This is a genomic window from Enterobacter sp. NFIX59 (genome assembly GCF_900113755.1).
Lineage (GTDB): Bacteria > Pseudomonadota > Gammaproteobacteria > Enterobacterales > Enterobacteriaceae > Enterobacter > Enterobacter pseudoroggenkampii.
This window is the reverse complement of record NZ_FOQN01000005.1, coordinates 357,216-376,276: the sequence shown is the minus strand read 5'-3', so window position 1 is coordinate 376,276 and position 19,061 is coordinate 357,216. Positions and strand designations below refer to the sequence as shown.

The 19,061-nt window shown below is 54.6% G+C and carries 18 protein-coding genes and 1 rRNA gene; 11 read left to right on the top strand and 8 right to left on the bottom strand.

All coding sequences use genetic code 11. The features are described from left to right. Positions 1–11 precede the first annotated feature (11 nt). Both rrf and BM007_RS18340 read left to right on the top strand, forming a co-directional pair. Positions 12–127: ribosomal RNA gene (gene rrf, locus BM007_RS18345) — 5S ribosomal RNA — on the top strand. Between the two features lie 210 nt (positions 128–337). After that, complete coding sequence (locus BM007_RS18340) at positions 338–1,633, top strand: MFS transporter (RefSeq protein ID WP_024908610.1); 1,296 nt, start codon at positions 338–340, stop codon at positions 1,631–1,633. Here the strand turns inward: BM007_RS18340 and BM007_RS18335 are convergent. From BM007_RS18335 to trxC, 5 genes are all read right to left on the bottom strand, one after another. Further along, the gene (locus BM007_RS18335; protein WP_090420245.1) at positions 1,630–1,953 is read right to left on the bottom strand and encodes a YfiM family lipoprotein; all 324 of its coding nucleotides are present in this window, start codon (positions 1,951–1,953) and stop codon (positions 1,630–1,632) included. The two genes, BM007_RS18340 and BM007_RS18335, sit on opposite strands and share 4 nt — an antisense overlap. A 45-nt stretch (positions 1,954–1,998) precedes the next feature. Next, positions 1,999–3,354, bottom strand: coding sequence for a CDP-diacylglycerol--serine O-phosphatidyltransferase (gene pssA, locus BM007_RS18330; protein WP_023333068.1), 1,356 nt, complete (start codon positions 3,352–3,354; stop codon positions 1,999–2,001). 110 nt (positions 3,355–3,464) lie between these two features. Then, positions 3,465–6,128, bottom strand: a complete 2,664-nt coding sequence (gene pat / locus BM007_RS18325) for a bifunctional acetate--CoA ligase family protein/GNAT family N-acetyltransferase (protein WP_032648652.1) — start codon at positions 6,126–6,128, stop codon at positions 3,465–3,467. A gap of 35 nt (positions 6,129–6,163) precedes the next feature. Beyond that, entirely contained in the window at positions 6,164–6,862 is a 699-nt protein-coding gene (locus BM007_RS18320; protein ID WP_032648653.1) for a tRNA-uridine aminocarboxypropyltransferase, read from the bottom strand. A gap of 69 nt (positions 6,863–6,931) precedes the next feature. Further along, positions 6,932–7,351 (bottom strand): thioredoxin TrxC, encoded by a 420-nt coding sequence (gene trxC / locus BM007_RS18315; protein WP_024908614.1) that lies wholly within the window; start codon positions 7,349–7,351, stop codon positions 6,932–6,934. 204 nt (positions 7,352–7,555) lie between these two features. On the opposite strand from trxC, the gene BM007_RS18305 reads away from it, so the two are divergent. Beyond that, a complete protein-coding gene (locus BM007_RS18305) occupies positions 7,556–8,686 on the top strand; it encodes a tRNA/rRNA methyltransferase (protein WP_032648656.1) in 1,131 nt (376 codons plus the stop codon). A gap of 40 nt (positions 8,687–8,726) precedes the next feature. On the opposite strand, the gene ung is transcribed toward BM007_RS18305, so the two are convergent. After that, the gene (gene ung, locus BM007_RS18300) at positions 8,727–9,416 is read right to left on the bottom strand and encodes a uracil-DNA glycosylase (protein ID WP_023333064.1); all 690 of its coding nucleotides are present in this window, start codon (positions 9,414–9,416) and stop codon (positions 8,727–8,729) included. A 313-nt stretch (positions 9,417–9,729) separates the two neighbouring features. On the opposite strand from ung, the gene grcA reads away from it, so the two are divergent. Continuing rightward, positions 9,730–10,113 carry an autonomous glycyl radical cofactor GrcA gene (grcA, locus tag BM007_RS18295; protein ID WP_008502190.1) on the top strand — a complete coding sequence of 128 codons (384 nt, stop codon included), beginning with the start codon at positions 9,730–9,732 and terminating at the stop codon, positions 10,111–10,113. Positions 10,114–10,162: 49 nt separating this feature from the next. On the opposite strand, the gene srmB is transcribed toward grcA, so the two are convergent. Then, entirely contained in the window at positions 10,163–11,491 is a 1,329-nt protein-coding gene (gene srmB, locus BM007_RS18290; RefSeq protein WP_023344704.1) for an ATP-dependent RNA helicase SrmB, read from the bottom strand. A 132-nt stretch (positions 11,492–11,623) separates the two neighbouring features. On the opposite strand from srmB, the gene BM007_RS18285 reads away from it, so the two are divergent. Beyond that, positions 11,624–12,361, top strand: coding sequence for a tRNA(1)(Val) (adenine(37)-N(6))-methyltransferase TrmN (locus tag BM007_RS18285; protein ID WP_032640235.1), 738 nt, complete (start codon positions 11,624–11,626; stop codon positions 12,359–12,361). Here the strand turns inward: BM007_RS18285 and nadB are convergent. Beyond that, positions 12,346–13,965 (bottom strand): L-aspartate oxidase, encoded by a 1,620-nt coding sequence (nadB, locus tag BM007_RS18280; protein ID WP_090420242.1) that lies wholly within the window; start codon positions 13,963–13,965, stop codon positions 12,346–12,348. The genes BM007_RS18285 and nadB overlap by 16 nt on opposite strands. Before the next feature lie 343 nt (positions 13,966–14,308). Between nadB and rseD the strand changes: the two genes are divergently transcribed. The 6 genes from rseD (at position 14,309) to lepA (ending at position 19,057) form a co-directional block, all read left to right on the top strand. Beyond that, entirely contained in the window at positions 14,309–14,392 is an 84-nt protein-coding gene (rseD, locus tag BM007_RS23565; protein WP_223605340.1) for a rpoE leader peptide RseD, read from the top strand. Further along, complete coding sequence (rpoE, locus tag BM007_RS18275) at positions 14,389–14,964, top strand: RNA polymerase sigma factor RpoE (protein ID WP_006176728.1); 576 nt, start codon at positions 14,389–14,391, stop codon at positions 14,962–14,964. Before rseD ends, rpoE begins: the two co-directional genes overlap by 4 nt. A 31-nt stretch (positions 14,965–14,995) precedes the next feature. Further along, entirely contained in the window at positions 14,996–15,646 is a 651-nt protein-coding gene (rseA, locus tag BM007_RS18270) for an anti-sigma-E factor RseA (RefSeq protein WP_008502186.1), read from the top strand. Next, positions 15,646–16,599, top strand: coding sequence for a sigma-E factor regulatory protein RseB (gene rseB, locus BM007_RS18265; protein ID WP_023308851.1), 954 nt, complete (start codon positions 15,646–15,648; stop codon positions 16,597–16,599). Before rseA ends, rseB begins: the two co-directional genes overlap by 1 nt. Continuing rightward, positions 16,596–17,072 (top strand): SoxR-reducing system protein RseC, encoded by a 477-nt coding sequence (rseC, locus tag BM007_RS18260; RefSeq protein ID WP_032653064.1) that lies wholly within the window; start codon positions 16,596–16,598, stop codon positions 17,070–17,072. Before rseB ends, rseC begins: the two co-directional genes overlap by 4 nt. Positions 17,073–17,257: 185 nt before the next feature. After that, positions 17,258–19,057 (top strand): translation elongation factor 4, encoded by a 1,800-nt coding sequence (gene lepA, locus BM007_RS18255; protein ID WP_024908619.1) that lies wholly within the window; start codon positions 17,258–17,260, stop codon positions 19,055–19,057. The last annotated feature ends 4 nt before the right edge of the window (positions 19,058–19,061 follow it).

Genomic DNA, 19,061 nt, shown 5'->3' with positions numbered 1-19,061 from the left:
AACAGAATTTGCCTGGCGGCTTTAGCGCGGTGGTCCCACCTGACCCCATGCCGAACTCAGAAGTGAAACGCCGTAGCGCCGATGGTAGTGTGGGGTCTCCCCATGTGAGAGTAGGGAACTGCCAGGCATCAATTAAGAAGAACCCCGTACCGTAAGGTGCGGGGTTTTTTGCTTTTGTCTTTCCCACTCTGGCTTTTGTCTTAATCCCTTATCCTGCTAATGGAATGTGTGATCTCTGTCTCAATGTGGTTTATAACAAAATTATAACATTTCATTTACGAGGTTATTGAGTCTCCTGGCTCAATACGCCGCAGTTTATGGCAGGAGCATAATCACAATGACAGAAAGCATGACATCAAACGGGACGCTGGCTCACAGTGATACCCGAAGAAGGGTATGGGCAATCATCAGCGCCTCTTCAGGGAATCTGGTTGAATGGTTCGACTTTTACGTCTACTCATTCTGTTCACTCTACTTTGCACATATTTTCTTCCCCTCCGGCAACACCACCACGCAGCTGCTACAAACGGCAGGAGTCTTCGCCGCAGGCTTCTTGATGCGACCCATCGGGGGATGGCTGTTCGGCCGTATTGCGGATCGTCGCGGGCGTAAGGCCTCTATGCTGATCTCGGTGTGCATGATGTGCTTTGGCTCGCTGGTGATCGCCTGCTTACCGGGATATGAATCAATTGGCACCTGGGCACCGGCGCTACTTTTACTGGCCCGCTTGTTCCAGGGATTATCGGTGGGTGGTGAATACGGTACCAGTGCGACCTACATGAGTGAGATTGCACTGGAAGGCCGTAAAGGTTTTTACGCCTCATTCCAGTATGTCACGCTGATTGGTGGTCAGCTGCTGGCCATTCTTGTGGTGGTGATCCTGCAGCAGATTCTGACGGACGAACAGCTTCATGCCTGGGGATGGCGAATTCCTTTCGCGATGGGCGCTGTACTGGCGGTCGTTGCACTTTGGCTACGCCGTCAGCTAGATGAAACCTCTCAGAAAGAGGTCAGGATGCTGAAGGAGGCGGGAACATTCAAAGGGTTATGGCGTAACCGCAAAGCTTTCCTTATGGTGCTTGGCTTTACTGCGGGCGGCTCTCTCAGTTTCTACACGTTCACCACCTATATGCAGAAGTACCTGGTGAACACTACCGGCATGCACGCAAATGTCGCCAGCGTAGTCATGACCGTTGCGCTGTTTGTCTTTATGCTCATACAACCCGTTATCGGTGCGCTCTCGGATAAAATCGGTCGACGTACGTCGATGCTGATTTTTGGCGGGCTGTCGGCATTATGTACCGTACCTATTCTGTCTGCCCTTCAGCATGTGACTTCGCCCTATGCCGCGTTTGCACTGGTGATGCTGGCGATGGTGATTGTCAGTTTCTATACCTCTATCAGCGGGATACTGAAAGCTGAAATGTTCCCGGCGCAGGTACGTGCTTTAGGGGTAGGGCTCTCTTATGCGGTGGCTAATGCGCTATTTGGCGGATCGGCGGAGTACGTTGCGTTGTCGCTTAAATCATGGGGAAGTGAAACGACATTCTTCTGGTACGTAACGATAATGGGCGCACTGGCATTCGTTGTTTCCCTGATGCTGCATCGCAAAGGGAAAGGTATTCGACTTTAATAGCGCGCCATCTGCCACACGGCATAGCCGGTCGTTGCGCCGGCGACATCCCAGGCGAAATCTTTCCAGCTCCAGCCGCTCCCTGCGGGGCGGCTATCCCACAGTTCTTTTGATGCCCCAAGACCTACTGAGAACATCAGCCCTATCGCCGCGCTACGATCCCGGCTGTATCCCTGATGCTGCGCATATTCATTACCAGCTGCGGACAACATCGCAGAAGCGAGGAAATGCTGTGCTTTATCCTGTCCGGACCAGCTATCGTTGGCCATATGGCTACAGCCGCTCAGAAAGAAGACGCTCAGTAACAGAGGAATACGCATCAACGGGCCCCATAAAAAAGCCCTGCGGGTGGCAGGGCCTGGATATTACAGAATACGGCTGATAAGTCGGTCGATACGGATACGACGTAAGCGGCGGATAAGCTTGCGGACTTTCACCGGGTAATCGGCAATGCTCTGCAGTTCTCGGTAATGATTAACCACTGTCGTGTGGGTGCGAATCAGCTCCAGCTCACGTTCACGTTTTGCGGCTAACTCATGCTGCGGGTCATGGATCAGGATAGCGTTTTCCAGATCCAGTCGCCACGCGCGTGGGTTCAGGTTGTTACCGGTCAGCAGCATCCACTCATCGTCGACCCACATTCCTTTCAGATGGTAAGTGTTATCTTCGTCTTTCCAGAGACGCACAACCAGCTGGTCAGTGTTGACGTAATACTGTAAACGGCTCAGGAAACGGCGCAGGTTAATCTCATAGAGATAAGGCAGCGCACCGATGATTTTGAACGGCTGATCTTCAGGAATGAAGAAGTCGTTTGCCGTTTTATCACCCACGATGATTTCCACTTTTTTACCGTCGCGCAGCAGCTGAATGATATTACGCACCAGCACGGCAGGAAGGTTGAAGTACGGCGTACAGATGGTGAGTTTCTGCTCCGCGCACGGCATCAGATGGAAAATCGTTTTGTTCAGCAGGCTTGATTTGCCGAGCCCTACCAGCGGGGTAACGGATAACTCTTCGTTGTTCGCATCACCCTGGAAATGATAGACCGCATCACGCAGCTCCTGGCGGAAGGCGCGAACATCGTTTTTGATTTCCGGGCTTTTAGGGCGCTCGGGATCGTCAAGACGATTAACGCCGCGGCCATGAACCAGATTTTTATCAACCCAGTTGAACATGATATCGGCCATCTGCGGATTACGGATCAGATGGTAGCGGTCGTAGCGATATTTATCGAGCTGATGAAGGTAAACATCATTCAGACTTGCGCCGCTGTAAAGCACGCTGTCATCAATGATAAACCCCTTAAAATGAAGAACGCCGAGCGCTTCACGGGTATTCACCGGGACGCCATAAACAGGCACATCAACGCCAGGATTTTCCTGCGCCGTGCGGCAATACCAGTCGGCATTGGTGTTTGACGCGGCAGCGCCAATACGGCCACGCTGAGCGCGATGCCAGTCGACCAGCACGCGAACATCCAGTTCCGGCCGCTGACGTTTGGCTTCATAGAGCGCGTTCAGGATCGCGCGCCCGCCTTCATCCTGTTCAAGATAAAGCGCCACAATACAAATGCGTCGCGTGGCGCTGGCAATCTTTTCCAGAAGCGTCTCCCGAAAATGAGCGGGAGCGTAAAAGAACTCTACATCATCAACTGACTGAGAAATCTTCGGTAGTTGAGCAAGGTGTTGTTGATGTTTATTACGCTTAAATTTTGACAACATCACAGTGCGTTTCTTCTCTGTTCATTGAAGGGTTGTCTGTACCATGCAAACAACATAAGCGGACAATGATACCACCAGTCCCGTCCAAAGTGGGTAACATTTCCAGTAGCTTACTCGCGTTTGTCTGCTGATGTCAGACTGAGGGACAAAGCCACAATACCTTCGTCCAGCTGAATATCAACGTCAAACCCAAGTTTTCGCGCCAGGGTCACCATACCGCGATTGTTAGGCATAGTAATGCCATTGAGGCGTAACAATCCGTGATCTCGCGTATAACTGATGAGTTTTTCCAGCAGCCGTCTTCCCAGACCCAGGCCTTTAAGATCGGAGCGCACCAGCACCGCAAACTCCGCATCGACGTTATCCGGGTCAGAAATCGCACGCGTGACGCCGAGGATCTCATCTCCTTTTTCGGAGCGGCGAACGGCAACAAACGCCATTTCTCGATCGTAGTCGATCTGGGTCATATTGGCTAAATCATCGTGGGTAAATTCGTTGATTTCGCTAAAATAGCGATAATAAAGATCCTCTTTCGTGACCTGAGAGATAAAAGCCCGCAGCTGGGGCTCATCTTCCGGCAGGATAGGGCGGAACAAGGCGCGTTCCCCATTCTTCATCTCAACCCACTCCTCCAGCTGCAGGGGATACGGGCGGATCGCCAGACGGCTCTCTCTGTCTCCTTCGAAGGGCGCGATATCCAGGGTCACGTCCAGCGCCGTAAACTCATTGCCGGAGGCGAGAAGCGGATGAATGTCCAGCCGCTGGATCTCGGCACAATCCACAATCAGGTTAGACACCTGCACCAGGAACTGACTTAACCCGGCAATATCAAGCGGACGCAGCGCACTCCGGCCACGGATCTTTTTACTTTTAATTGCCTGGATGATCAGATAACGCGCCAGGTTCATGTTCAGCGGCGGTAAAGCGACCACGGCCTGCTCCTCCGGACGCCACTCAACGCCACCTTCTCCCAGCATGATGAGCGGGCCAAAGACGGGATCGTGTTCGACCACCACCCGTAATTCCTGAGCGCCTGCGCGGTTGGCCATGCTTTGCACCAGCAATCCGTGGATCCTTGCCTGCGGCCAGGCCATTTTGACCCGATCGAAAATGGCATCGGCGGCCTGCTGCACCTCAGTCGCCGTTCGCAGGTATAACATCACCCCCTGAACATCAGACTTATGCGGGATATCCGGAGAGCGCAGCTTCAGGGCAACCGGATAGCCAATTTGCTCGGCAATATGCACGGCCTCAGCGCTGTCGCTGGCGATCCAGGTCGGCAGGGTTTGCATCCCGTAGCTGCCCAGAATGGGCTGGACCTCATGCGTATCCAGCGACGTCGCGCCTTCTTCAATGGCTTGCTGCAACAACCGGTGAACGTCGACGGTGTTCGCCGTCAGATTCCCGGGCAAAGCCGGCGTCTCACGCAGCTGTTTCTGGTTGCGGCGATATTCCACCATATGCATAAAGGCGGTGATGGTGCCTTCCGGCGTGCGGTAGGTTGGCAGCCCGGCCTCGCTGAACAAGCGCCGAGCCTCCTGCGAAGAAAACTCACCGCACCAGTTGGTCAGCAGGGTGACATATTTGCCTCGCGGATGGTTGTGCACGGCGTCAATGAGCGCGCGCGCGCTTTCGCTGCCCGGCGCGACCGCGCTGGGGGAGTGGATAATCATCAGCGCATCGAAATCCTGGCTATCCAGCAAAATGGAAATTGCCTTGATATAGCGCTCGCTGCTGGCATCATCGCGCAAATCAAGCGGATTGCCGGGCGTCACGCTGGTCGGAAGCGCATCTTTCAGGCGCTGCAGCGTCTCTTCACTCAGCGTTGCCAGCTTGCCGAAGCGCCGCCACAGCTCATCCAGGGCGAGTGCCGCAGGGGCTGCACCGTTACTGACAATCATTAACTTCTCGCCGCGCAACGGGCGCATATGGCTTAAGGTCTCAACGGCGGAAAAAAGCTCGTGCGTATCCTGTACCCGCAGCAACCCCGCGCGCTGGATGGCGGCGTCCCAGGCGGGATCCATGCCGGAATGCGAATGCAGCAGACGCTGTGCCGCAGGGCTGCGTCCGCTTTTGATCACCAGGATCGGCTTATTGCGCGACGCGCTTCGCGAAGCCGAGACAAAACGACGCGCGTCGCTGAGGTGCTCAAGATAAAGCAGGATCGCACTGGTTTTACCGTCGCGCGCCAGAAAATCCAGGAGCTCATCAACGTCGATATCCAGACTGTCGCCAAGGGCAATGAAATAGGAAAATCCCATTTCGCGCTGCTGCGCCCAGTCAAGGATGGTGTTCGATACCGCAGCCGACTGCGAGATAAACGCGAGTTTGCCTTTGCGGATCGGAACCGGAGAGAAACTGGCGTTCAGCCCCTGCCAGGGGGCGAGCAGGCCCAGACTGTTTGGCCCAAGAATACGCATTTGATAGCGGCTGGCGCAGGCCAGAAGCTCGGCTTTCTGTTCAGGGGGGGACGAGAGAATAATGCAGGTTTTACAGCCTTTCTTGCCGAGCGATTCCAGCAGTTCCGGATTACGTTTTGCGTTTGTACAGAGTACGGCAAGATCCGGCACGAAAGGCAGGCTCTGTACATCAGGCCATGCAAGCACTCCCTGAACCGCCTTATACGCCGGCGTGACGGGCATAACGGGGCCATTAAACCCCCCGGCCAGCAGGTTACGCATCATCAGATAGCCAGCACGATCCGGTTTCATTGATGCGCCAATGACGGCAATGGATTTAGGACGAAGTAGCGCTTCTAACCCTCGCTGGCTCATGCAGGCCTCCTGTGAATGCAAGCGACCTGATGATTTTAAACGCTTTCCGTCTCGGCTGCTGTGACGCTGCCCTTATGAACTGTTTTTCCCGCCAGATAGCGCTCCCGGAAGCATGAGAAATGGTTACCAAGAGCCCCAGCCGCAGCGGTATCTCCCGCTAAATCCAGAAGCGCAATGGCTACTTCAGCGGTGCAGTATTGCCCGTCAGCATGCGCTTCACGCAGGCGGTAGGCGGAGACGCGGGAAAGATCGACAGAAATCACCGGCAGTGCGTCGAGATACGGGCTTTTGCGAAACATTTTTCGCGCTTCGGTCCAGGTGCCGTCCAGCATAATAAACAGCGGTGGTTTGCCGGATGGCGGCACTGAAAGCACCTGGCGATCCGCACCTGCGTATGACGCGGGGAAAACGACCATCGGCTGATAGTCCTTGCTTGCCACTAAATCGAGCAGGGCCTGAGGCGGCTCCGTACGGGACCACTGAAACGCGGCGGTATCCGGCAGAATATCGGCGATAAGACGCCCCGTATTGCTGGGTTTCATCGGCTCGGTATCGAACATGACCAGACAAAAACGACTCTCCGCCGTACTCGGGGCCAGCGTCTCGCACAGACAAACCTTCAGCGGCAGCAGACAGCGCTGACAGCGGCGAATACGGTTGCCTCGGGCGAGGAACGGTCGGGTAGCGCGCGCAAGGCGTTCGGCGCGTAATTGAAGAACAGCGTTATCAGTCATGGGCGAAATGCAGGAAAAACACTATTTTCGCAGAGGCGGGAGCGGGGCACAAGATGTGCCCCGTGAATGTTACAGCGACTCGTTTAACCAGCTTTCAAAAGGTGCTTTTGGAACCGCACCGTTAAGCATATCGATCACTTCACCATTTTTGAAAATCATGATGGTCGGGATGCTGCGAATACGAAAACGGGCGCTCAGTTCGGGTTCGGCTTCGGTATTGACCTTCACGAAGCGTATTTTTCCGCTGCGCTCTTCGGCCACGTCTTCGAAGATCGGCGCGAAGCTACGGCATGGGCCGCACCATGGCGCCCAGAAATCGATCACGACAGGAAGATCGTCCTTGAGGAGTTTGTCCAGCGTAGCACCCGTCGCATTAATGACCTCGCCATCAAATAATTCATGGCCACAACGTCCGCATTTCGCACCATCTTCCATCCGATCGTCCGGAATGCGGTTAAGAGCCTGACAGTTGGCACATACGGTATTCATAACTAACCTCTGATAGAGCCGTGGGACAGCGGCAGAACGCCGATAATGTTTCTAATATGTTACATATTATCAATGAGCCTGTTTGAAACAACAATGCGTTTTATTCAATGAGAACAATAGTCACAGGCTTTTGTACGAAATTATGGCTATGCGCTGGCACATCGGGTAATCTGCGCGCTTCGCGCAGCGCTGGTGGAGAAAAGCATGAACGACGAAATGAAAAACAAAAGCGGCAAGGTCAAAGTGATGTATGTCCGCAGTGATGATGACTCTGATAAACGCACCCAAAATCCGCGTACCGGAAAAGGTGGCGGGCGTCCGGCGTCTTCTCGTGCAGACGGTGGCCGTCGCCCCGCCCGCGATGACAGAAATTCCCGCGGTGATGACCGCAAACGTGACGATCGCAAACGCGATGACCGTCCGCGTTCCGACCGCCCACGTAGTGACCGTCCACGCGACGATCGTCCGCGTGATGACTTCTCACGCGATAACGGCTCCCCGTGGCGCACCGTTTCTCGCGCCCCTGGCGATGAGACGCCGGAAAAAGCCGATCACGGCGGTATCAGCGGTAAAAGCTTTATCGATCCGGAAGTGCTGCGCCGTCAGCGTGCGGAAGAGACCCGCGTGTACGGTGAGAATGCTTGCCAGGCGCTGTTCCAGAGCCGTCCTGAGTGTATCGTCCGCGCCTGGTTCATCCAGAGCGTGACTCCGCGCTTTAAAGAAGCACTGCGCTGGATGGCCGCGAACCGTAAAGCCTACCACGTCGTGGATGATGCCGAGCTGACCAAAGCCTCCGGTACTGAACACCACGGTGGCGTCTGCTTCCTGATCAAAAAACGTAACGGCACGACCGTGCAGCAGTGGGTCAGCCAGGCGGATGCCGATGACTGCGTGCTGGCGCTGGAAGATGTGGGTAACCCGCACAACCTGGGCGCAATGATGCGCAGCTGCGCGCACTTTGGCGTGAAAGGCGTGCTGTTGCAGGATGCCGCGCTGCTGGAGTCCGGCGCCGCGATCCGTACTGCGGAAGGCGGAGCCGAGCACGTACAGCCGATCACCGGCGACAGCGTTCTGGATGCCCTTGAGCAGTTCCGTAAAGCGGGCTATTCCATCGTGACCACCTCGAGCCATGCCGGTACGCCGCTGTTTAAAGCGACGCTGCCGCGTAAAATGGTGCTGGTATTAGGTCAGGAACGTGATGGTCTGTCTGACGCGGCGCTCTCGAGTGCGGATCTGAGCGTCTCTATCGACGGAACAGGCAACGTGGAAAGTCTGAACGTATCCGTTGCGACCGGCGTGCTGCTGGCCGAGTGGTGGCGTCAGAACAAGGCATAAGCCTCTTAGTGTGCCGGGTCTAACCCGGCACATTCAAATCCTACTCGCTCTCTGCCGGTAACACAGGCATCCAGTCAATCGGCGTTTCGCCACGTTTTTCCAGCCATTCATTCGCCAGAACAAAATGATTACTGCCAAAGAAACCGCGATGTGCAGACAGCGGTGACGGGTGCGGTGCTTTCAACACGTGATGACGCTGACGGTCAATAATCGCCCCTTTCTTCTGCGCATGCGATCCCCAGAGTAAAAACACAACCCCTTCACGATGCTCGTTGATAAGGCTGATGACTTTATCGGTAAAGGTCTCCCACCCAAGGCTGGCGTGTGAGTGCGCCTGGCCCGCCCGTACGGTAAGCACCGTATTCAGTAACAGCACGCCCTGACGCGCCCAGCTTTCCAGGTAGCCGTGGTTTGGCCGGGTAAAACCTGGCACGGTTCCCTCAAGCTCTTTATACATGTTGAGCAGAGAAGGGGGGATCGCCACGCCCGGACGGACGGAAAACGCCAGCCCATGCGCCTGGCCCGGGCCGTGATAGGGATCCTGGCCCAGAATGACCACTTTCACATCGCTCAGTTCGGTGTAGCGAAAGGCGTTGAACACATCTTTCTGCGGCGGGTAAATCGTCTGTCCGGACTGACGCTCAGCGGCAACGGTGCTGAGCGTATTGATAAAATAAGGCTGCTGTTTTTCTTCTGCCAGCACGTCATGCCAGGTTAAAGGTGTTGTCATCTCGCTCTCCTGCGAATCTCAATCTGTGACTAGCTTACCTGTTTAACCCCGGTGAGCAAAATTACACGCTGAAATGTGCGCTAAGTGGCTAAATTTATTTTGAAAAGATGCAGTACAAGTTGAATTGGTAAGGTTGTGAAATTGATCTAAAACAATAAATTCAAACCACACTCTTTATGTGGTTGGTGTTTTTGTTGATTTAAATCAATAAATCACCGGAGTGTGAATGATATATATACACACAAGAAACAATGGTTTTACCAATTGGCCGCGAGAGGCCGACATCAGTTAATGTAGCCTAGGGAGGCAACACATGATTACAGGTATCCAGATTACTAAAGCTGCAAATGACGATCTGCTCAATTCTTTCTGGCTGCTGGACAGCGAGAAAAACGAAGCGCGCTGTGTCGTTGCGAAAGCGGGTTTTGCTGAAGATGAAATCGTGCCGGTGAGCAAACTGGGCGAAATCGAGTACCGTGAAATTCCAATGGAAGTGAAACCGGAAGTGCGCGTCGAAGGTGGTCAGCACCTGAACGTAAACGTACTGCGCCGCGAAACGCTGATGGACGCGGTTGAGCACCCTGAAAAATACCCACAGCTGACTATCCGCGTGTCCGGCTATGCGGTTCGCTTTAACTCACTGACTCCAGAACAGCAGCGCGACGTTATCGCCCGTACCTTTACTGAAAGCCTGTAACGGCTTCAGCAGGGGGGAATAAAAAAGCCGGGGATTTCCCCGGCTTTTTTTACTCTTCAGTTTTCGTCTCTGGTGCGGCAGAGCTTGGCTTACGGCGCTTACCAATATTTTTGGTATCGCGGTGGCGCTGCTTCACGCGCGGTTTCTCTTTTTCTTTCTCTTTTCTCTCAGCACGTTTCGCGAGCGCTTTCTTAGACGGTTTACCCGTCATTTTTTCACTCGGCGCACGTGTGGTTGGGCGCAAGCCGTCAATAACGCGCGCTTTCAGCGGCTCGTCAACATAGCGGCCAATTTTCTGCAGCAGCAGGTAGTCATGTGCTTCAACCAGTGAGATAGCAATACCTTTGCGGCCCGCGCGGCCGGTACGGCCAATACGGTGCAGATAGGTATCGCCGCTGCGCGGCATATCGAAGTTAATGACGTGGCTGACGTCCGGGATGTCGATCCCGCGAGCGGCAACGTCGGTGGCAACCAGCACGTTAACGCGGCCATCGGTCAGGCGCTTAATGCCTTCAGTACGCTTGATCTGCGCCATCTCGCCTTCAAGATAGCAGTTGTTGATCCCGGCGTTACGCAGCATTTCAGCCAGCTCGTGCACGCGCTCGCGCTTACGCACAAACACGATTGTGCGCAGCGCATCTTCCTGCTTCAGCAGATGTTTCAGCAATTCGACCTTGTGCTCGAGGTTGTCCGCGCGGTAGTACCACTGGTGGATCTTCTTACGCTCACGGGTGGACGGCGTCGCTGACACTTCAACTGGATCTTCCAGCAGACGCTCTGCGAAGTCTTTGATCGCTTCCCCTTCGAGGGTGGCAGAGAACAGCATCGTCTGGTTACGCCAGCGTGTTTCCCCGGCAATGTGCTCGATATCCTGTGCGAAGCCCATGTCCAGCATGCGGTCGGCTTCGTCGAGGATCAGCGTTTCAACCGCGCGGCAGTCGAAGTTCTCTTCTTTAATGTACTGCAGCAGGCGGCCCGTCGTCGCAACGACGATGTCCTGGTTTTCGCTGAACACTTCGGCGTGGTTCATATACGCAACGCCGCCGGTAATGGTGGCGATATCCAGATGGGTATTTGCCGCAAGTTCACGCGCGTGATCGGCAACCTGCATGGCCAGTTCGCGCGTAGGCGTCAGGATTAAAATACGCGGCGGGCCAGATTTTTTACGTGGAAAGTCGAGCAGATGCTGCAACACAGGCAGCAAATAGGCTGCTGTCTTCCCCGTGCCGGTTGGCGCAGAACCGAGCACATCGCGGCCCTCAAGCGCAGGCGGAATGGCCGCTGCCTGAATGGCGGTCGGGCGTGTAAAGCCTTTGCTCTCAAGTGCATTGAGCAGGCTTTCATCGAGTTCAAGTTCGGAAAAAGTCGTTACAGTCATGTTCTACCTCTGTGTGGGGCGCTGATTATAGACGTTACGGCTGTAATCTTCATCTGTTTGTATGGATATCGCTTTTCGGCCACTTCGCTTTCCCCTATGCTACTCCAGTTTCACTTAGAAGGTTGCCCTGACATGTCTCAACTCAAAGCGCAGCTGCGCCGCGATGGTTTTACGTTTAAACAATTTTTTGTCGCTCACGATCGCTGTGCCATGAAGGTCGGTACAGACGGTATTTTACTGGGAGCGTGGGCGCCTGTCGCAGGTGTTAAGCGTATTCTTGATATCGGTACCGGCAGCGGGCTGGTGGCGTTGATGCTGGCGCAGCGTACGGAAGAACATGTCACCATCGATGCCGTCGAACTGGATGCTCAGGCCGCAGAGCAGGCGAGTGACAATATGGCCGAATCTCCCTGGGCAGCCCGAATGAAGGTGGAATGCGCAGATGTGCTGGCCTGGGCACCTGAACAAACCGCGCGTTACGATCTGATCGTCAGTAACCCTCCCTACTACGAGCCCGGCGTTGAGTGCGGGACACCCGAGCGTGAACAGGCGCGTTATACCGGCTCCCTCGATCATAAAGCGCTGCTCATCAGTGCGGCGGAACTCATCTCCGAAGAAGGTTTTTTCTGCGTGGTCCTGCCTGAGAGTACCGGCAACACGTTCATCGGTATCGCGCAGGAGATCGGCTGGACGTTACGGCTGCGTACCGATATTTCGGATACGGAAGGACGACTGCCGCACCGCGTGCTGCTGGCGCTCTCGCCAAAAGAGGGTGAATGCTTTAATGACCGAATGGTGATCCGTGGGCCAGACCAGCGTTATTCCGAAGATTACACTGCTCTGACCCAGGCGTTTTATCTGTTTATGTAAACCTGAGGGGCGAGGATCGAGGGGCCGGATTCAGCAAGCTGATCCGGGTAGTCCAGCGTATAGTGCAGTCCACGGCTCTCTTTACGCATCATCGCGCAGCGAACGATCAGCTCGGCAACCTGCACCAGATTGCGCAGCTCCAGCAGGTTATTGGATACGCGGAAATTGGCATAATACTCATCAATTTCCTGCTGCAGCATGGTGATGCGGCGCAAGGCGCGCTCCAGGCGTTTCGTGGTACGCACAATCCCCACGTAGTCCCACATAAACAGCCGTAGCTCATGCCAGTTATGCTGGATCACGACCAGCTCGTCCGGGTTATCCACCCGGCTTTCATCCCAGGCAGGCAGATGCTCTGTTTCACGGGCATAAGGCATGCGCTTCGCGATGTCTTCCGCTGCTGACCAGCCGTACACCAGGCACTCAAGCAGTGAGTTAGAGGCCATACGGTTCGCGCCGTGTAGCCCGGTATAGCTGACCTCACCGATAGCATACAGACCATCCACATCGGTACGACCATGATCGTCAACCATGACCCCACCGCAGGTATAGTGGGCCGCTGGCACAATCGGCACCGGATCGCGCGTTAAATCAATGCCAAGATTGAGCAGCTTTTCGTAGATCATCGGGAAATGCTGACGAATGAACTCTGCTGGCTTATGGCTGATATCGAGATACATGCAGTCCACGCCAAGACGCTTCATTTCATGATCGATGGCGCGGGCAACGATATCGCGCGGGGCCAGTTCACCCCGGGCGTCAAAGTCCGGCATAAAGCGGGAGCCGTCAGGGCGTTTCAGATAAGCACCTTCACCGCGCAGGGCTTCCGTCAGCAGGAAGTTGCGCGCCTGAGGGTGGAACAGGGCGGTTGGGTGAAACTGATTAAACTCGAGGTTCGCCACCCGGCAGCCGGCGCGCCAGGCCATCGCGATACCGTCACCGGAGGCAATGTCCGGGTTCGTGGTGTACTGATACACTTTAGAGGCGCCGCCCGTGGCCAGCACCACAGCCTTCGCCCGGCAGGTTTCCACCTTCTCTTTATTGCGGTTCCAGACCCAGGCGCCCACCACGCGACGCGTCCCCGGCAGGCCAATCTTGTCTGAGATAATCAGGTCGACGGCGTTACTTCGCTCAAGAACCCGAATATTAGGATGGTTCAGCGCTTTACTGACCAGCGTCGTTTCCACTTCTTTACCGGTGGCATCCGCTGCGTGCAGGATGCGGCGGTGGCTATGGCCGCCTTCGCGCGTCAGGTGGTAGCTCTCTTCACCGTTGGGTTGAACCTGCGTATCGAATAAGACACCCTGGTCGATGAGCCACTGCACGCAGTGGCGGGCATTGCTGGCGACAAACTCTGCGGCATGCGCATCCACGATCCCGGCCCCGGCAATCAGCGTATCGTTGACGTGGGAAGCAATGCTGTCTGTCTCATCAAACACGGCGGCAATGCCACCCTGGGCATAAAACGTGGAACCTTCACTTATCGGTCCTTTACTCAGAACGATAACGTTTTGATGCTCGGCCAGGCGCAGCGCCAGAGAGAGACCGGCAGCGCCGCTGCCGATGATCAGTACATCACAATGGAGTTCAGGTGTTGTGTTCATGATTGTTGTTTAATTTACTAAACAGTGTTGGGTCAGAATAGCACTCGAATGCGATATATCGCACGTTTTTTTTAGAGGCTGTTGCAATGGCTAAACGCGTAAGCGGAGGTAAACGGAGGGTAAATGAGTGAAATTATTTTGCGAAGCAGATCGTTAGCGTCAGATTTTGTGATGAAATAAAGCCTGTGTTGCGTTACTCTTCTGGCGGGAAAAAGATGTTTCTTGTCAGAAAGTGGTGCGTATCGTGAACAGACTTATAATGAGAGAAAATGAACAGTCTGCGGCGCGATGAACAAAAACAAAGGCGTTACGGAACTTATTGAAGATCAGACACTCTAATTCGGTGCTTGCTCAAAGTGCGGTATTTTTAGAGTGGCGTTTCGATAACGCGTGGAATTTAGGTTTGGGGAGACATTACCTCGGATGAGCGAGCAGTTAACGGACCAGGTCCTGGTTGAACGGGTCCAGAAGGGAGATCAGAAAGCCTTTAACTTACTGGTGGTGCGCTACCAGCATAAGGTGGCGAGCCTGGTTTCCCGCTATGTACCGTCAGGCGATGTGCCTGATGTGGTGCAAGAGTCTTTTATTAAGGCCTATCGCGCGCTGGATTCTTTCCGGGGAGATAGTGCTTTTTATACCTGGCTGTACCGTATTGCGGTCAATACGGCAAAGAATTATCTGGTCGCTCAGGGCCGTCGTCCGCCTTCAAGTGATGTGGACGCAATCGACGCCGAAAACTTCGAAAGTGGTGGCGCATTGAAAGAAATTTCGAACCCTGAGAACTTAATGTTGTCAGAAGAACTGAGACAAATCGTTTTTCGCACGATCGAGTCGCTCCCGGAAGATTTACGCATGGCAATTACGTTACGGGAGCTTGATGGTCTGAGCTATGAAGAGATAGCCGCTATCATGGATTGTCCGGTCGGCACGGTACGTTCACGAATTTTCCGTGCGCGAGAAGCTATTGATAATAAAGTTCAACCGCTTATCAGGCGTTGACGATAGCGGGATACTGGAAAAGGTATTAGGCATGCAGAAAGAAAAACTTTCCGCTTTAATGGATGGTGAAACGGTTGATAGTGAGCTGCTCAACGAGCTGTCTCATTCTCCCGAAATGCAAGAGACCTGGGAGAGTTACCATCTCATCCGTGACACCCTTCGCGGTGACACCGGCGAGGTTCTCCATTTCGATATCTCAGCCCGCGTCATGGCGGCGATTGAGAATGAGCCTGTTCATCAGACCACTCCGCTGATTCCTGAAGCTCAACCCGCACCTCACCAGTGGCAGAAAATGCCGTTCTGGCAAAAGGTGCGTCCGTGGGCCAGCCAGCTTACCCAAATGGGTGTGGCTGCATGCGTATCGCTTGCAGTTATCGTTGGCGTCCAGCACTATAATACTCAGTCTGAAACTAATCAGCAGCCAGAAGCGCCAGTGTTTAACACACTGCCGATGATGGGCAAAGCCAGCCCGGTAAGCCTGGGCGTACCGGCTGATGCTTCCGCCAGCGGCGGCCAGCAACAGCAGGTTCAGGAGCAGCGCCGTCGCATTAATGCGATGTTGCAGGATTACGAGTTGCAGCGTCGTCTGCACTCTGAACAGCTTCAGTTTGAGCAGGCCCAGACACAGCAAGCTGCTGTGCAGGTGCCCGGAAACCAAACTTTAGGAACGCAATCGCAGTAATGAAGCAACTTTGGTTCGCCATGTCTCTGATGGCGGGTAGCCTGTTCTTCTCTGCCAACGCCTCGGCTGATGTATCATCCGGGGCGTTGTTGCAGCAAATGAATCTGGCCAGCCAGTCACTCAATTACGAGTTGGCATTTATCAGCATCAATAAGCAGGGCGTCGAGTCGTTACGCTATCGTCATGCCCGTCTTGATAACCAGCCGCTCGCCCAGCTTTTACAGATGGATGGCCCGCGTCGGGAAGTTGTCCAGCGTGGTAATGAAATCAGCTATTTCGAGCCAGGCCTGGAACCTTTCACGCTGAATGGCGATTATATCGTTGATTCTCTGCCGTCACTCATTTACACCGATTTCAAACGGCTTGCCCCTTACTACGATTTTATTTCGGTAGGGCGTACCCGTATCGCGGACAGACTGTGCGAGGTGATTCGCGTTGTTGCCCGGGACGGAACGCGTTACAGCTATATCGTCTGGATTGATGCGGAAACCAAACTCCCCATGCGTGTTGACCTCCTCGACCGTGACGGTGAAACGCTGGAACAGTTCCGCGTTATCTCCTTCAGCGTGAACAATCAGGTTGGTAACAGCATGCAGAACCTGGCTAAGGCCAGCCTGCCGCCGCTGCTTTCTGTTCCGGCAGGAGACTCCGTTAATTTCAACTGGGTACCTGCCTGGATCCCGCAAGGGTTTAGCGAAGTGTCCAGCAGCCGCCGTCAGCTACCAACGATTGAAACGCCGGTGGAATCGCGCCTCTATTCCGATGGTTTGTTCAGTTTCTCGGTGAATATCAATCGCGCAACGGCAAACAGCGCCGAACAAATGCTGCGTACCGGTCGTCGTACGGTAAGTACAACGGTACGCGATAACGCAGAGATCACCATTGTGGGTGAACTTCCTCCGCAAACGGCGAAGCGCATCTCCGACAGCATTAAATTCAGGGCCGCACAATGATCAAAGAGTGGGCGACGGTAGTCTCGTGGCAGAACGGCATTGCGCTGGTGAGCTGCGATGTAAAAGCCTCATGTAATAGCTGTGCCTCCCGCGCCGGCTGCGGTAGCCGCGTGCTGAATAAGCTCGGGCCGCAAACATCGCACACGATTTCTGTGCCAAGTGAACAGCCGCTGATGGCGGGGCAAAAGGTAGAGCTGGGCATCGCGGAAGGCAGTCTGCTCAGCTCCGCCATGCTGGTCTATCTCTCTCCGCTGATCGGGCTGTTTATTATGGGCGGCGTTTTCCAGATGCTGTTTGGCACCGACGGAGCCGCCATGTGCGGTGCCGCATTAGGTGGTCTGGGGGGATTCTGGCTCGCCAAAGGCCTCTCCCCGACGCTCGCCGCACGCGAGGAGTGGCAGCCTGTCATTCTCAGCGTTGGGCTGGCGCCAGACCAGCTTCGTGTTGAAACGCTCTCTTCTGAGGCCCGGTGATCCATCGGGCTTTATCATTTTTTACGTTCCAAAACAGAAAACGTCCTTTCTTCACGCTATAGCTGCCTCTAAGTGCATTTCCAGGTAGCGAGGATGTAGTGTAGAATGCTGCGTTTTCGCACTGAAAAACGTCAGGCTAAGAACAGCGGCCTCCAGGAATTCGTAAGGCATAATTATTTAACTATATGAAGAACATACGTAACTTTTCGATCATTGCTCACATTGACCACGGTAAGTCGACGCTGTCTGACCGTATTATCCAGATTTGCGGTGGCCTGTCTGATCGTGAAATGGAAGCCCAGGTTCTGGACTCCATGGACCTGGAACGCGAACGCGGTATCACCATCAAAGCGCAGAGCGTTACGCTTGATTATAAAGCGGCTGATGGTGAAACCTATCAACTGAACTTTATCGACACCCCAGGCCACGTTGACTTCTCCTATGAGGTTTCACGTTCGCTCGCGGCCTGTGAAGGCGCGCTGCTGGTGGTGGATGCCGGGCAGGGCGTAGAAGCCCAGACCCTGGCAAACTGCTACACCGCGATGGAAATGGATCTCGAAGTTGTGCCGGTTCTGAACAAGATCGACCTGCCAGCCGCAGATCCTGAGCGCGTTGCGGAAGAGATTGAAGATATTGTCGGCATTGACGCGACCGATGCCGTGCGCTGCTCCGCGAAAACCGGTGTGGGCGTGACCGACGTGCTGGAACGCCTGGTGCGTGACATTCCGGCCCCGGAAGGCGATCCGGATGCTCCGCTGCAGGCGCTGATTATCGACTCCTGGTTCGATAACTATCTGGGCGTTGTCTCCCTGGTGCGTATTAAAAACGGCACCATGCGCAAAGGCGACAAAATCAAGGTGATGAGTACCGGACAGGTCTACAACGCCGACCGTCTGGGTATCTTCACGCCAAAACAGGTTGACCGTACCGAGCTGACATGCGGCGAGGTAGGCTGGCTGGTCTGTGCCATCAAAGACATCCTCGGTGCGCCAGTGGGCGATACTCTGACCGGTGCGCGTAACCCGGCAGATAAAGCGCTGCCAGGCTTTAAAAAGGTAAAACCGCAGGTTTACGCGGGTCTGTTCCCGGTTAGTTCTGACGACTACGAAAACTTCCGTGACGCGCTCGGTAAACTGAGCCTGAACGATGCGTCCCTGTTCTACGAGCCAGAAAGCTCAACGGCGCTGGGCTTCGGCTTCCGCTGTGGCTTCCTCGGTCTGCTGCACATGGAGATCATTCAGGAGCGTCTGGAGCGTGAATACGATCTGGACCTGATCACCACGGCTCCGACCGTAGTCTATGAAGTTGAAACCACCTCGAAAGAAGTGATCTACGTCGATAGCCCGTCCAAGCTGCCGCCGCTGAACAACATTCAGGAACTGCGTGAGCCTATTGCAGAGTGTCACATGCTGCTGCCGCAGGAATTCCTGGGTAACGTTATTACGCTGTGTATTGAGAAGCGTGGCGTGCAGACCAACATGGTTTACCACGGTAACCAGGTGGCGCTGACCTATGAGATCCCGATGGCGGAAGTGGTACTCGACTTCTTCGATCGTCTGAAGTCCACCTCCCGTGGCTATGCGTCGCTGGATTACAACTTCAAACGCTTCCAGGCCTCCAACATGGTGCGTGTGGACGTGCTGATCAACGGCGAGCGTGTGGATGCGCTGGCGCTGATCACCCACAACGACAATGCGCCGTACCGTGGCCGCGAGCTGGTTGAGAAGATGAAAGATCTGATCCCGCGTCAGCAGTTCGATATCGCGATTCAGGCGGCTATTGGCAACCATATTATCGCGCGTTCCACCGTGAAACAGCTGCGTAAAAACGTTCTGGCGAAGTGCTATGGCGGTGACGTCAGCCGTAAGAAAAAGCTGCTGCAGAAGCAGAAAGAAGGTAAGAAGCGTATGAAGCAGGTCGGTAACGTCGAGCTGCCGCAGGAAGCATTCCTTGCCATCCTTCATGTTGGTAAAGACGGCAAATAACCCT

Bases quoted from the DNA above. Each gene is read 5' to 3' on its own strand.
- BM007_RS18340 (WP_024908610.1), top strand. From the start codon at position 338: ATGACAGAAAGCATGACATCAAACGGGACGCTGGCTCACAGTGATACC.
- BM007_RS18335 (WP_090420245.1), bottom strand. From the start codon at position 1,953: ATGCGTATTCCTCTGTTACTGAGCGTCTTCTTTCTGAGCGGCTGTAGC.
- pssA (WP_023333068.1), bottom strand. From the start codon at position 3,354: ATGTTGTCAAAATTTAAGCGTAATAAACATCAACAACACCTTGCTCAA.
- pat (WP_032648652.1), bottom strand. From the start codon at position 6,128: ATGAGCCAGCGAGGGTTAGAAGCGCTACTTCGTCCTAAATCCATTGCC.
- BM007_RS18320 (WP_032648653.1), bottom strand. From the start codon at position 6,862: ATGACTGATAACGCTGTTCTTCAATTACGCGCCGAACGCCTTGCGCGC.
- trxC (WP_024908614.1), bottom strand. From the start codon at position 7,351: ATGAATACCGTATGTGCCAACTGTCAGGCTCTTAACCGCATTCCGGAC.
- BM007_RS18305 (WP_032648656.1), top strand. From the start codon at position 7,556: ATGAACGACGAAATGAAAAACAAAAGCGGCAAGGTCAAAGTGATGTAT.
- ung (WP_023333064.1), bottom strand. From the start codon at position 9,416: ATGACAACACCTTTAACCTGGCATGACGTGCTGGCAGAAGAAAAACAG.
- grcA (WP_008502190.1), top strand. From the start codon at position 9,730: ATGATTACAGGTATCCAGATTACTAAAGCTGCAAATGACGATCTGCTC.
- srmB (WP_023344704.1), bottom strand. From the start codon at position 11,491: ATGACTGTAACGACTTTTTCCGAACTTGAACTCGATGAAAGCCTGCTC.
- BM007_RS18285 (WP_032640235.1), top strand. From the start codon at position 11,624: ATGTCTCAACTCAAAGCGCAGCTGCGCCGCGATGGTTTTACGTTTAAA.
- nadB (WP_090420242.1), bottom strand. From the start codon at position 13,965: ATGAACACAACACCTGAACTCCATTGTGATGTACTGATCATCGGCAGC.
- rpoE (WP_006176728.1), top strand. From the start codon at position 14,389: ATGAGCGAGCAGTTAACGGACCAGGTCCTGGTTGAACGGGTCCAGAAG.
- rseA (WP_008502186.1), top strand. From the start codon at position 14,996: ATGCAGAAAGAAAAACTTTCCGCTTTAATGGATGGTGAAACGGTTGAT.
- rseB (WP_023308851.1), top strand. From the start codon at position 15,646: ATGAAGCAACTTTGGTTCGCCATGTCTCTGATGGCGGGTAGCCTGTTC.
- rseC (WP_032653064.1), top strand. From the start codon at position 16,596: ATGATCAAAGAGTGGGCGACGGTAGTCTCGTGGCAGAACGGCATTGCG.
- lepA (WP_024908619.1), top strand. From the start codon at position 17,258: ATGAAGAACATACGTAACTTTTCGATCATTGCTCACATTGACCACGGT.